Below are 12698 nucleotides of genomic sequence, written 5' to 3' on the forward strand. Positions count from 1 at the left end.
TGAAAGGCGCTGCGCGGCGCTTCATGGGTTTACCCCTTCCGGCTCACGCTCCTGCAAATACCGGAACAGCTCCGCATCCGTTCCCAAAACAAACAGGCCTCGAGGATTCTCGTACCGTTTATAGAAATCGAGCGTTTGATAGAATTGGTAAAATTCCGGGTTCTTGCCAAAAGTTTCCGCGTAGATGCGCGTGGCTTGCGCATCCGCCTTGCCTCGAATCTCTTCCGCCGTACGATAGGCCTCGGACTGAATCCTGGCCAGATCCCGTTCCATCTGGCCCAAAATCGCCGCCCGCTCCCCTTCGCCTTCAGAGCGGTACTGAGCGGCGATGCGCTTTCGTTCCGAGATCATGCGTTCAAAGACCCGCTGCTGCACCGATTGCACATAGTTAATGCGTTTGATGCGAATGTCCAACAGTTCGATGCCGAACTCGGGCAGAAGCCTTGAGGCGTCGGCCACCATTTCCCGTGTGATTTTTTCCCGCCCTTTCTTCAAAGCGACCAACCCTTCGGAATCGGCTTCGCCTTCCTCGCCCAATATGATCTGGTAATCGTCTAGGCCGGCTTCTATGAGGCTCTCTCGAGCCCGTTTCCACCCTTCGCTGCGCACCAATTCCCCAAGGTAGTTATTGGACACATGATCTCGCACCACCGAATCGATGATGCCGTCCAAACGGCTCAAGGCCGTGCTCACATTGCCCACGCGCTGAAGAAAGAGCAGTGGGTCCTTGATCCGCCATCGGGCCGTGGTGTCCACCCAGATGTATTTCTTGTCCCGAGTGGGAATCTGATTCGGGCTCCCGTCCCATTTGAGGACGCGCTTTTCAAAAAAGTTGGCCTTTTGAATGATGGGAAGCTTGAAATGAAGTCCGGCGCGGGTGATGGGTTCTCCCACGGGCCTTCCCCACTGGGTGATGACCACTTGTTCCGTTTCCGAAACGATGAAGAGGGAACCGGCCGCCAAAACGCCGAGCACCACGGCCACGACAATCACAGGAATGCGAAGGTTCTGCGGCATGGCACTCATTCTCCCGCCTTTCCCGGCACGGAACCCGCCTCGGCCCACTGCCGCACCACTTGGTTCAAGTCCAAAATGGGCAAAACACCCGCCCCGCCGGAATCCAGCACCAGAAAGTTGCCGGCCTTGGCGGCAAACTCTGTCATGGCTTCCAGATACATCCGGCGCCGGGTCACGTCCGGAGCCTTTTCGTATTCGTCGAGGATGCTCCGAAAACGGGTGGTTTCCCCTATCGCTCGATTGATCCTCTGGGTGGCGTAGCCTTCCGCCTGCGTGACGGTCTGGCGCGCTTCGCCTCGCGCCTTGGGAATGCGCTCGTTGTAGGCCTGCTGCGCTTCGTTGATCATGCGTTCCTTTTCCTGGCGTGCTTCGTTGACCTCATTAAAAGCGGCCTTGACAGGATCTGGCGGGTTGGCGTTTTGCAGCTTCACTGTGACAATCTGCAACCCCGTGTGGTACATGTCCATGATCTCCTGAATCTCCTGGCGGGCCATTTCGGCAATGGAAGCTCGGCCCACCGTGAGCACTTCATCGGCGAAGCGGTTGCCCACAATGCGGCGCATTACCGACTCGGAAATATCATCCAGCGTGCTTTCCACATCGTGCAGCCGAAACAGGTACTCCATGGGGTCTCGAATCTTATACTGAACGGTCCATTGGAGATCCACCACGTTGAGGTCGCCACTCAGCATTCGAGCTTCTTCTTCAAAACCCTCTTCGACAAACCGGGAACGCACGCCCGGCGCCACGGTTCGGTATCCGTATTCGCGCTGCAACACGCGGCCTGTGAGTACCTTGGTCACGGTTTCGACGCCGAACGGAATCTTGAAGTGCAGCCCCGGGCCCTCCGTGCGAACAAACCGTCCGAAGCGCAGCACCACGGCGGTTTCCTGAGGATCCACCGTGTAGTAGGCATTGGCGCCCACCACCAGAACAAGGACCACAAGGGCCACGATCCAAAAGGCCCCACCTTTCATGCTGGGAAAAGAAAACCGTTGGCGCAGCCGGTTGATGACTTGTTCCAGGTCGGGAGGCACCCCGGGGCCTTGGCCTCGGTGTGGGGGTCTTTCCCAATCCATTCCATCCTCCTCTTTGGGGCACGGCTAAACCGCGCCGTGTCTTGTCTCACCGCCATGCGGCCGTGCGGCATCTCATGTCCCGAGCCTCTGTTCATGGGCTCTTGCGGCCTTGGATGACGGGCATTCCTCCCTTGCCGCCTATTAAGGACTCCCGTGGGCGCTGGCACGACGAAAGCGCCAACCCTTTGCGAGGAGCCGCCAATCCGCCCCGTCTTTGCCCCCGAAACCCATAACGGTTCAGACACTCCGGTTCAAAAGCCCTCCTCAACAGCTCGCGAAGGGTGCCCGCGGTGGCCTTATTTTCGCTGCGCTCGAAGCGCTTCCAAGATGTACGCCGAAAAAACGAGAAGAACGGCGAAAACGGCTATTCTTCCCCCTGAAGCGTCCGGGAAAAAAAAGTGCCCCAGAACCAGGGCAAAAACTAGGCCCAGGGCGGATCGAATGGCCAGAATGCGCCAGCGCACACTCATGTGAGGATTCACCGTTTCTTTCTGCACGTCTACATTTCACCCCGCGGGCCCATGACCCGCCCCGTGCTCGCACTTTCACCCTATTCGGCTTTCGAGGGCACGGTCCGCTCTCTTTTCAGTAAGCCCGAAGAAAAGCTTCACGATTTCGGCGCACCCATAGTGGAGTCGAATCCTATCGGCAGCCCCCCTCAATGTCAAGTGACGGCGCGGCAAATCGGCACGTTCGTTCCGGCGCCTTGCCACGGCCCTTTACCTAGGTGTATAGGATGGTGGGCCATGTTCGAAGGCCGTATTCCACGCGGTCAAGGGGTCAGAGGATGGCCGCTCCGTGACACCCAGAGAGGATCAACGGTTCCATGAAGCTTCTCATGTTCTACGCGCCCCACTTCTGGTATCAGACTTTTCAAAAAACCGTGCCCGAAGTACCCGACCGGGATGAGGAAAAGGCCTTGGAAAACGCGGTGGTCATCTTCTTCCACGCGGAAGCGCATGACGAAGAACGGCAAAGCAAGGTGGTGGAAAAGTGGGTCAAAAACGCCAAGTGGATCGCTCGAAAGTTCAACACCACCACCGTTGTTCTTCATTCCTTCAATCACTTGGCGGAAACCAAGGCGTCCCCTGAAGCGACCCAGGCCATGGTTCAGGTCGTGCGCCAGCGCCTGGAACGCACCGGCTTTACGGTCGTGGAAACCCCTTTTGGATACCTCAACGAATGGAAAATTCACGTGGCGGGCGATTCCCTCGCCAAGGTTTTCAAAAACCTTTAACCCATAAGGAGCTGTGCCCATGGAGCGACTGCTCATCGCCTTGGACGATCGGCCCGGATCCTTGAAAGCCGTGGAATACGCCGCACGCCTTCTTAAAGGATGCGTTCATGTGGAATTCGTCCTCTTTCATGTGCTGCCACCGGCTTCGCCCAATCTCCTTACGCGCGACGTCATTCGCCGCATCGAAGCCATCCAGGAATCCCTCCCTCACGTGGCCGGCTACTTTTGGCATCCGGAAGAGGAAGACAAAATGCGGCGCACCTTTGCCACCGCTCGAGATATTCTTCTTCAAGCAGGCTTTTCAAAAAGCCTTATCCATGAAGATTTCGGCGTCGAAGGCCAAGAAATCGCTTATATCATCGTGGAGCGCGCCAAGGCCCTAAACTGTTCCACTGTGGTCATGGGGCGAAGGGGTTTGAGTCGCGTGAAGGAGTTTTTTCTGGGAAGCGTCTCCAAGTCCGTCACCAGCCTCGCTCGGGGCATGACGGTCTGGATCGTGGACGCCTGAGGCGCCGATCCACGCTGTAAACCTTTTTGTGCACGGGAGCGAGGCCATGAGCGATAATCTTTACCGATCCATCGCTTTTTGCACGGATTTCAGTGACAACGCCGATGAAGCTTTTACCGCGGCCAAGGATTTGGCCTGGCGTTACGGTGCCACACTGCATTTGGTCCATGTGATGGTGACTTTTACCTCGGCGCCCATTCGTGAAATCTATGTGCCGCTGGAAATGGACATGCATTTTGTGGAACGGGCCACCGAAGCGGTCAAAACGACGATGGAAGAACGGTATGTGAGGCGGCTTCGAGAAAAACAACCTTACGAACTGCACATTCTTTCCGGGTACCCAGCTTCGGAAATTGTGCGTTTCGTGCAAGAAAACAGCATCGACCTGGTGGTCATGGGATCCCACGGCTTGACGGGCATCGCCCACGTGCTTTTTGGAAGCACGGCGGACCGCGTCGTGCGCAAAGCTCCTTGTTCCGTGCTCACCGTGCGTTTCACGAAAAAGGACTAAGCCCCATGACGGATCATCCCGTGGCCGATGCGTCCGTGCCCGTGCTGGTCACCGGCACGGCCGGCTTCATCGGCTTTCATCTGGCCCAAAGGCTTCTGGAGGACGGCCACACCGTGGTGGGCGTGGATGTGGTCAACGAATACTACGATGTGCGCATCAAATGGGACCGCCTGAGGATCCTAGAAGACTATGAGCGGTTCGTCTTTCATCGGCTCGACCTGGCGGATCGTGAGGCCACGCAAGCGATCTTTGATCGCTATTCGTTTTCCGTCGTCGTGCATTTGGCGGCCCAGGCCGGCGTGCGCTATTCCCTGGTCAACCCCTACGCCTACGTGGACAGCAACCTCACGGGCTTCATGAACATTCTGGAAGGCTGTCGCCTTCACCGAGTGTGCCACCTGGTGTTTGCCTCTTCCAGTTCCGTTTACGGCGCCAACACGCGCATGCCCTTTTCCGTACACCACAATGTGGATCATCCCGTGTCCCTGTACGCCGCCACCAAAAAAGCCAACGAACTCATGGCTCACACTTATGCGCACCTCTACGGTCTGCCCTGCACGGGCCTTCGCTTCTTTACGGTCTACGGCCCTTGGGGCCGACCGGACATGGCTCTTTTTCTCTTCACGCGAGCCATCTTGAATGGGGAGGCCATCAAGGTCTTTAACTACGGAAAGATGCGCCGCGATTTCACCTACATCGACGATATCATTGAAGGAGTCGTGCGCGTCATGGCCAAGGCACCCACCCCCGATGTCGCATGGACCGGCGATGCGCCGGATCCGGGAACCAGCTCCGCTCCATATCGCATCTACAACATCGGCAACCATCAGCCAGTGGAACTTATGGAATTCATCGGCATTCTTGAAGAATGCCTGGGTCGAAAAGCCATCAAGGAGTTCCTGCCCATGCAGCCCGGCGATGTCCCCGCCACGTACGCCGATATCGACGATTTGGTGCGCGATTTCGGCTTTCGCCCCACCACACCCCTTCGCGAAGGCATTCAAAAATTCGTGACCTGGTACCTCGACTACTACGGAAGTTCTGGGGTCTAATTTTGATTTATGCCATAGCGGTGTCGTGCTCTCGAATGGAATCCTGGCCGTTTCCATAGGGTTTGGCGGCCGGCACCGTTCCCCCAATCACACTGTTCGGCTACTCGTAAATAACAAGGTCACCGCGTGCAGCGCGTTTGGACTTCCGGAAAAGAAACGCTAGGGAAGAAAAGCCTGTCTTCAACAGCGGCCATGATCGCTGTGCCGTCGAGATGAAGTTGGCGCCACAAAGGCTGTAACCAAGCCCAATCCGAAAGCCCGAATGACATTGGGGAAGGTGCGGCGCGAAGCCAACCCACCAGATTGTGACAAAGGGCTTGACCCTTGCCAAAGCTTCACGCCATGGTAGAGGAAAACTGCCATTCGGAGAACCTGAGGCGAGAAGGTAACCATCATGGTTCGCGGGCATCCTTGCCGACGCCGCGGTACGACCATCCATTGGCTTTTGGCCGTCATGGTTTTGTCCCCGTTGGGCGTTGGAGCACTTCGAGCGTGGTCTATGCAAAGGGGGAGCGATTCCCGGTTTTTTCAAGCCCGGGAAGCTATGGTGCGCGAAGTGCTGGCAGACATGGCCGCGACAGCTGGGGAAACGGGTCGAGGGACACTCTCAGCAGCGGTGCTTGAGGCCATGCGGCGGGTCCCGCGGCATCGTTTCGTTGCGGACACGCTCATCGAGGTCGCTTACGAAAACAGGCCCCTTCCCATCGGTTACGGCCAAACCATCTCTCAGCCCTTCATCGTGGCCCTCATGACCGAGCTTCTGGATCTTCCTGAAAATGCCAAAGTTTTGGAAATCGGCACGGGCTCTGGGTATCAAGCTGCCGTCTTGGCTCATGTGGCCAAAGAGGTCTACTCCGTGGAAATTCTAGCCCCCTTGGGTCGGAGTGCCGAAACGCGCTTGAAAGCGTTGGGATACACGAACGTGCATGTAAAAATCGATGATGGCTATTATGGCTGGAAAGAGCACGCCCCCTTTGACGGAATCCTGGTGACCGCCGCGGCACCCCATATTCCTCCGCCGCTTCTTCAGCAACTGAAACCCGGCGCCAAACTGGTCATTCCTGTGGGCCCGCCGTTTCTGACGCAATTTCTTACGGTGGTTCACAAGTCGGAGGACGGCACCATGACCACACGGCAGGTTCTTCCCGTGGCGTTTGTGCCGCTGACCCGAAGCGGTGGCAGGCCATGATTAGCGGCGCGGCGGTGTTTCTACTGTCCTGTGCTGCGCTGGCTCACGAAGTGCTCTTGGTTCGCTTTCTTCATATCGTTCATGATCATCATTTTGCCTTCATGATCCTAAGCCTGGCTCTGTTGGGCTACGGCGCAGGGGCGACGGGATTCACCCTGGCCCAGCGGTTTCTACTCGCACGCCCGGCCACCGTCTTTGCCGCAACGTCGGTTTTTCTCTCCTGGACTTTGCTTTTAAGCGCTGCGTGGCTTTCCCGCCTTTCCTTCAATCCCTTGGAGATCCTTTGGGACTTTCGCCAGATGGGGCGCCTTGCGAGCGTCTATGTCGTGCTCAGCGTACCCTTTTGGGCTGCAGGCTTCGCCACGGCTCTGGCTTTTCGCACGCGCCCGGAAAGCATTCACCGGCTCTATCTTGCCGATCTTTCGGGAGCCGCTCTAGGCACCGCATTGGCGCTGGGCCTTATGCACGTTGTGGATCCCGCTTGGGCTCTGCGCCTGGTGTCGGCCGCAGCCACTCTGGCGGCGCTGGTGGTTCATCGAAAGGCTAACTTTCTTGCGGTGACTTTAGTCTGTGTTCTGGCAAACCTGGCCCTACAGGTCCTTGTACCCCATGACGCTCTGATGCCCAGACCCAATCCGTACAAGGGCCTGGCCTACGCCCGCCAACTCCCGGAAACCCGCCTGGTGGCGCAGGGCTTTGATCCCATGGGATGGGTGGCCGTGGTGGAAAGCCCACACGTTCCGTTTCGATCCCTTACAGGCTGGAGCCTTGCCTGTGCCGCGGAAGCCCCGGCCTCTTCCCTTGGGCTTTTCGTGGATGGCTCCGGACCCGTTCCTTTGTTTTCCGAGGACGCCTTTTCCAAGGACTTTCCCTTTGGACCATGCCTCATGAGTGCCTTGGCTTATCGACTGGCTGCGCTGGATAGTCAGAGCCCTTCTGGTCCACGAGGCCTTTTGGTGGGTCTTCATGGCAATCTGGAAGCCGTCCTGGCCCGCATGGAGGGCGTCTCTACGCTGGACGTGGTGGAAAGGCATGCGAAAGTGGCGCAATTTGTCTCTCACCTGGCCTGGGGCCTGCATTCCAAGGACGGCCTTGGCCGCGTTCGCGTCCACGTGGCGGATCCTCGTCGGTTCCTGCGCACACAATCCAGTGCATATGACGTGGTCCATCCGGTGACCGTCGGCGCGTTGAGCGCTTTTGCCGCCGGTGGAGCAAGCCTTTTGGAAGTCTACGAGGCCACCGTGGAAGCTTTCACGGCCTACCTGGATCACATGACCCCCAACGGTTACCTGGCGCTTCAACACACTCTGAGCGTGCCACCTCAGGCCACGTTGCGTTTCGTGGCCACGGCCAAAGAAGCCTTAAAGCGCCGTGGGATGCCGCGTCCTCAACGTCACCTGGCCCTGATCCATGACTGGAACACGGCGTTACTTTTGGTCAAAAAGACGGAAATCACATCTTGGGAACAGCACCTCATACGACGCTTTGCCGCCGAACGCGCCTTTGATCTGGGCTATCTTCCTGACATGACCCTGGAAGAGGCCCAAAGATTTCACCTAACTTTTCACGGATCGCTGTACGGTGACGTGTCGGCCCTTTTGAAGGACTCTGCCCGAAGCTTCATAAAAACCTACCCGTTTTCCATTGAACCTGTGACGGACAATCGGCCGTATGCGTTTCATTTTTTTCGCTGGAAAACCTTTCAAAGGCTGCTCAAAGAGGAACGCTGGCGCGCCGTGTCGCTTTTCTCCTGGGGGATTCCCGTCATGGGAGCGGCTCTGGTGCAGGCGTGCCTTGCCGCAGCTCTCTTCATCGCCGCCCCGTTGGCTTTTTCTCTTCGAGGTTTTTTTCAAAGCTCTTTGAAGACCCTTGGAAAACCTTTGGCCTATTTTGGATCCTTGGGTTTTGCATTTCTTTTTGTAGAGACGGTGGTGATTCAAAAAAACGTGTTCCTTTTGGGACACCCTGTCTACGGTTTTGCCGCCACCGTTGGACCGTTTCTTTTGTGGGCGGGTATGGGAAGCCTCGTTTCCGAGCGTTGGCTATGTCGGCTGGAAAACACCCAGTTCGGACGGCGCCGAAACATTGTGTCATTGACAGCCTTGTGGGCCGGGGTCATGGTAGGCGTCTATGGCATGTTGTGGGTTCGTTTGGTGCCGTGGGCGGATGGGCTTGCCTTTGGACTGCGGTGGGCCTTCGCGGTGTTGGGCGTGGCTCCCGTGGGGTTTTTCCTGGGCATGCCCATGCCTTTGGGCCTGCGTTTTCTGGCTCGCACCGACCCCTATCTGGTGCCGTGGGCGTGGGCCATTAACGGCTGCGCTTCGGTGATCAGCGCCCTTGTGGCCGCCTTGGTCTCCATGGCCTATGGCTTCGTCGCCGTTCTGGTCGCCGGTGCCGCTTTGTACGGCGCGGCCGCCCTGAACGCCCCTGGCACTCATGGATCGAGGCGGGTTACAAGCACATGATTGGATACGGGCATCCAAGCGCCCACAAGTCCGAAAACACGGACATGCCGCAGTCTATGAGCGTCTTCATCAAACACCTGCTTGAATGGCAGCGGAACGCGGACCAGTTGCTGAACTCTTTTCAAGCGCAGTGGCCTCGGCTGTCCAGAAAAGGGTTTTCTGCTCGATCTTTTGGCCATCGGACGTGCTGCGTATCCCCTTCGACGTGGTCTAATACGGTCAAAACCCCTATGGGCTTCCGAGACGCGACAAGCATGTGTCACGAGAGATGCGGCGACTCTGGTGGACCTTCGTCGGTCATCAAGTCCAGGCCGTCGCCTCCTCAATGACGCCTTCAACGTCCAAATAAGCCTCCCTCAATCGTTCCACCAGCTCCGCAGACGCCTGCCATAGCCCTTGCTCCACGGCTTCCAAAAGTTTGACCAGGATATTTTGAAGAGCGCAAGGATTCACTTCTTTCAGCCAGCGCTTCATTTTGGCATGTAAAGTACACTTCGCCGCGAAGCGCTCGTACAAAAGTCGTCGATCACCGCAGCGGTAGCATCCCAGCCGAGCATGATAAGCATCACTTTCCATGAATCCTCAGCCTCTTTGTACCCATGGCCTTTCACGCCCTCAATCCACTTCGGATTGAGAGTACGCAATCGAAAGATATGTTCGGTTGTCTCAAAGGTTGTGTATCTTGCCCTGCTTAGGATCGCTCCTGTCGCCCACCTAAGCCAAAGGGGATTCTGCTTGCAGCGTTTTGACTGAGACGATCAAACCGCCATAGTCCTTGTCATAATCGGTGCATGAGAGCAGGTCGTCTTCGCGGGTGTCTTCGTTCTTCACGGTGACACCCATTCGACGCACAAGTCGCTTGAAAATGGATTCCTTGATTGGACCGTAGATTCCGCGACCATTGGCATGGGCTGCGAAGCGAATGTAGTTTTCCGCAAGGTCCTCCTGGCTACTATACGCTTTGGATTCTACCGATTCCGCTACACCCGCCCCGTAGGTGCCCGGCGGGCACCCGAAGACGCGAAATGTCGCTTCCCGCCACGCCTCTTCGCGACTTTTACCCTGCCTTTGATACTACTCTTCACGATCGCGCCACACGTGGCGGCGAATCATGTTGGATTCGAAGCTTTCTTCCAAAGCCGCTACCATCTGCGTGGCTTGATCGAGAAGTTCGACCAGATTAGAAAAGCAGTCCCGAAAAAACCCGAAATGCGCACGACCACATCGACTCGAGGGCGGCCCAGTTCGTCAAGGGCAATGATTTCCAAGCCTTTGACGTTGCCACTGCCTTTTTGCCAGATGGATCTCACAGCCATTAGGTAGAAAATTTCCGCCAGATCGTCCCCCTTGCTGCGCAAGGTCGAGCCGCCCCAGAGAATCATTCCAACACTTTCCGGGTATTTGCCGGTTTCCTTTGAGCATTGCTCAAGAAGCGCGTCTCCAAGCCGTTTGCCCACTTCCCAAGCTCCAAGGCTCGGGATCTTCTGAGGATCCACGGAATAGAAGTTGCCTCCCGTGGGAAGAATGTGGGCTTGGCCTCGGCTCGGCGCGCCAGAAGGCCCAGGGGGCAGAAATCCTCCTTCCAGCGCCCGCACAACGGCCTCGATTTCCTCCGTGGTCTGACAAACCCTGGTAAACAGATCGCGCGCAATGAAGTCCAGAGCCGCCTCGACCAGGGGGTGACATCGTCCCAGCACAGCCGCTGCCGTCTCTTTTGGGTCGGTTTGAAAGTCCGATGCCGCCATACGTCGTACGAGCTCCGAGGCCAGTTCATGAATCCGCCGAATGATTTCCCCTCCGGTTTTGCCCCAAAATGAGCAAGATTTTCCCCTCTGTGCTCAAGCAGCTCCTCGTAGTTGAATCCTAAAGCCTCCGCCACAGCCTCCCGCAAAGACGGCACATCGCCGTTTGGCAGTCGGGTTAGTTGGACAAGGAACTCCACTATTTGTTCCCCTTCCGGGGCCGCACCCAAGGTGTGGAGGTCCTCGGTGATCATCGTGTCGGCCACCTCATCCAAGTACGCATGAAGCCTCTGAAGTAAAACGGGAAAGTCCTTGAAGGCCTCAATCCTCTCAATATGAAGATCTTTGTCCAAATCGGCCTCAACCACTGCTTTTCAAATCAGAGTTCGCAAGATCTCGAGTTTCGTGGGATCCTCTCTTTCGGCTTCAGCGTACTCCCGCAGACGGTTCTCCACCTTGGCCAAATCCTCATAAAGGTCGGCGTTGGTGTAGACCGGAGACAGATGGTCCACGATGCCGCAATAGCTGCGCCTTTTGGCCTGAGTCCCCTCGATTGGGTCGTTGATGATGTAGGGGTAGATGGTGGGCAAATCCATAATGGCCACATCGGGGTAACAATCGCGTGACAACCCGAGGGCTTTGCCGGGCAGGTATTCCAAGGACCCGTGTTTGCCGACATGGATGACGGTATGGGCCTGGAACACGTCTCGTATCCATCGGTATTTCATAAGGTAAAGGTGAGGCGGGCTAAGATGAGGGTCATGGATCATGGCCGCCGTGTTTTCGTAAAAACTCCGGGGCGGTTGCATGGTCACGAAGAAATTTCCGTTGACGACGCCGCCAAAATGAAGCCTTTCGTTGTGGACGAAAAGTTCTCCGGGCACGGAGCCCCAATCGGCCGTCATTTTTCTCGCAACCGGTGGGGTGCGGCCTTAAGGACTTCCTCCCACAGCTAATCACCAAATTCCACCACACGCTTCTGATGGCAAGATGGACAAAAAAGCCCGTCGCCGTCTACATCGAGCGGGTCTACGAGGAGGGCAACTTTGCGGCGCTCGGGATAGGAACGTGAACCATGAGCGACGCGATGAAGAAGGTCAAGCCCGGCTACCCGCTGGTCATTCCGGCGGCCACCCTTAGCGCGCCCGTGGATTCCGCGCGGGATTTTCTGGTCCGCCGGCATCAGAAGACGCAGGCCGGCACGCCGTCCGGTGGGCACAACTGCATGGTCCTAGTGCGTAACGACTCGGGCCCGGACCGCGAGCGGTTCGACGTGCTGGGCATCAGCGGTCCGGTCTTTGACCCGGCCTCGGGAGGCCGAGGTCTTCAAGATCTACCCGGCCATGCCGCGCATCACCCCCACTGAGGCCGACCACCGGGGCAAGTTCCTTGTGCTGCTGGAGCCGGTTGTTGTCGGCAGGCTCACGCGCGCCCTGGCCGCGGGCGTCGTTCCCGTTCGCGTGGACATTCCCAACGAGGGCTATCCACCGCCTGGCCAACGTGAACAACGGCTCGGTGGTGAACCTGACAGATGCCATGGTCGGCTCAGCTAGCATCCTCTGGCGCGAGGGCAGCACGGGCCTCCAGTGGGCGCTGGTACGCCCGGGCAACCTGGCGCAGACATACGTGTTCCCCGTGGACCTGGGGCAGTACGGCGGCAAGCAGGGCGACGACCAGAATCCCTCCACCTGGACCGACGATGTGACCCATCGGGCCAGCAGCGAGACGCTGGTCAGCAGCGTGGACCCGACCGTCTGCCCGCACCATTATGAGCAGCCGTCCGTCGGCGACATCGTTCCACCACGCTCGGCTACGCGCACTGGGACGCCGACGACGGTCCCTGTTGTTCCATGCTCCACCTTCTTGTATAAAGAGCGCCCAGGAAACATTTACAGCCC

General features: G+C 57.5%; 10 protein-coding genes and 3 pseudogenes. 7 read left to right on the plus strand and 6 right to left on the minus strand.

All coding sequences use genetic code 11. The annotated features are described in order from the left end of the window. Positions 1–21 precede the first annotated feature (21 nt). From hflC to EDC27_RS03440, 3 genes are all read right to left on the minus strand, one after another. Positions 22–1026 carry a protease modulator HflC gene (hflC, locus tag EDC27_RS03430; RefSeq protein ID WP_211334759.1) on the minus strand — a complete coding sequence of 335 codons (1005 nt, stop codon included), beginning with the start codon at positions 1024–1026 and terminating at the stop codon, positions 22–24. After that, on the minus strand, positions 1023–2096 hold the full coding sequence (gene hflK, locus EDC27_RS03435; protein WP_123289226.1) for an FtsH protease activity modulator HflK: 1074 nt from the start codon (positions 2094–2096) through the stop codon (positions 1023–1025). Before hflK ends, hflC begins: the two co-directional genes overlap by 4 nt. A 296-nt stretch (positions 2097–2392) precedes the next feature. Next, positions 2393–2593, minus strand: a complete 201-nt coding sequence (locus EDC27_RS03440; protein ID WP_123289227.1) for a hypothetical protein — start codon at positions 2591–2593, stop codon at positions 2393–2395. Between the two features lie 329 nt (positions 2594–2922). Between EDC27_RS03440 and EDC27_RS03445 the strand changes: the two genes are divergently transcribed. The 6 genes from EDC27_RS03445 to EDC27_RS03470 all read left to right on the plus strand — a co-directional run bounded on the left by EDC27_RS03445 (position 2923) and on the right by EDC27_RS03470 (position 9058). Further along, the gene (locus tag EDC27_RS03445) at positions 2923–3333 is read left to right on the plus strand and encodes a threonyl-tRNA synthetase editing domain-containing protein (protein ID WP_123289228.1); all 411 of its coding nucleotides are present in this window, start codon (positions 2923–2925) and stop codon (positions 3331–3333) included. Positions 3334–3352: 19 nt separating this feature from the next. Then, on the plus strand, positions 3353–3841 hold the full coding sequence (locus tag EDC27_RS03450; RefSeq protein ID WP_123289229.1) for a universal stress protein: 489 nt from the start codon (positions 3353–3355) through the stop codon (positions 3839–3841). Positions 3842–3887: 46 nt separating this feature from the next. After that, complete coding sequence (locus EDC27_RS03455; protein WP_123289230.1) at positions 3888–4352, plus strand: universal stress protein; 465 nt, start codon at positions 3888–3890, stop codon at positions 4350–4352. Positions 4353–4357: 5 nt separating this feature from the next. Next, complete coding sequence (locus tag EDC27_RS03460) at positions 4358–5404, plus strand: NAD-dependent epimerase (RefSeq protein ID WP_123289231.1); 1047 nt, start codon at positions 4358–4360, stop codon at positions 5402–5404. A 454-nt stretch (positions 5405–5858) separates the two neighbouring features. After that, the gene (locus EDC27_RS03465; protein ID WP_407923341.1) at positions 5859–6593 is read left to right on the plus strand and encodes a protein-L-isoaspartate(D-aspartate) O-methyltransferase; all 735 of its coding nucleotides are present in this window, start codon (positions 5859–5861) and stop codon (positions 6591–6593) included. Then, positions 6590–9058: a spermidine synthase family protein gene (locus EDC27_RS03470; protein WP_123289232.1), complete on the plus strand. Its 2469-nt coding sequence runs from the start codon at positions 6590–6592 to the stop codon at positions 9056–9058. Before EDC27_RS03465 ends, EDC27_RS03470 begins: the two co-directional genes overlap by 4 nt. A 300-nt stretch (positions 9059–9358) precedes the next feature. Here the strand turns inward: EDC27_RS03470 and EDC27_RS16675 are convergent. The 3 pseudogenes from EDC27_RS16675 to EDC27_RS16690 all read right to left on the minus strand — a co-directional run. Beyond that, positions 9359–9702, minus strand: a pseudogene (locus tag EDC27_RS16675) (cobaltochelatase subunit CobN). A gap of 70 nt (positions 9703–9772) precedes the next feature. Further along, positions 9773–10803 (minus strand): annotated as a pseudogene (locus tag EDC27_RS17005) (cobaltochelatase subunit CobN). A 137-nt stretch (positions 10804–10940) separates the two neighbouring features. After that, positions 10941–11705: pseudogene (locus EDC27_RS16690) on the minus strand (cobaltochelatase subunit CobN); the annotation flags it as partial. Between the two features lie 170 nt (positions 11706–11875). Between EDC27_RS16690 and EDC27_RS03510 the strand changes: the two are divergent. Continuing rightward, on the plus strand, positions 11876–12166 hold the full coding sequence (locus EDC27_RS03510) for a hypothetical protein (RefSeq protein ID WP_148045671.1): 291 nt from the start codon (positions 11876–11878) through the stop codon (positions 12164–12166). The last annotated feature ends 532 nt before the right edge of the window (positions 12167–12698 follow it).

The organism is Desulfosoma caldarium (assembly GCF_003751385.1).
GTDB classification, from domain to species: Bacteria; Desulfobacterota; Syntrophobacteria; order Syntrophobacterales; family DSM-9756; genus Desulfosoma; species Desulfosoma caldarium.

Coding starts and splice junctions, on each gene's coding strand:
- hflC (WP_211334759.1), bottom strand. CDS start 1,026: ATGAGTGCCATGCCGCAGAACCTTCGCATTCCTGTGATTGTCGTGGCC.
- hflK (WP_123289226.1), bottom strand. CDS start 2,096: ATGGATTGGGAAAGACCCCCACACCGAGGCCAAGGCCCCGGGGTGCCT.
- EDC27_RS03445 (WP_123289228.1), top strand. CDS start 2,923: ATGAAGCTTCTCATGTTCTACGCGCCCCACTTCTGGTATCAGACTTTT.
- EDC27_RS03450 (WP_123289229.1), top strand. CDS start 3,353: ATGGAGCGACTGCTCATCGCCTTGGACGATCGGCCCGGATCCTTGAAA.
- EDC27_RS03455 (WP_123289230.1), top strand. CDS start 3,888: ATGAGCGATAATCTTTACCGATCCATCGCTTTTTGCACGGATTTCAGT.
- EDC27_RS03460 (WP_123289231.1), top strand. CDS start 4,358: ATGACGGATCATCCCGTGGCCGATGCGTCCGTGCCCGTGCTGGTCACC.
- EDC27_RS03465 (WP_407923341.1), top strand. CDS start 5,859: ATGGTTTTGTCCCCGTTGGGCGTTGGAGCACTTCGAGCGTGGTCTATG.
- EDC27_RS03470 (WP_123289232.1), top strand. CDS start 6,590: ATGATTAGCGGCGCGGCGGTGTTTCTACTGTCCTGTGCTGCGCTGGCT.
- EDC27_RS03510 (WP_148045671.1), top strand. CDS start 11,876: ATGAGCGACGCGATGAAGAAGGTCAAGCCCGGCTACCCGCTGGTCATT.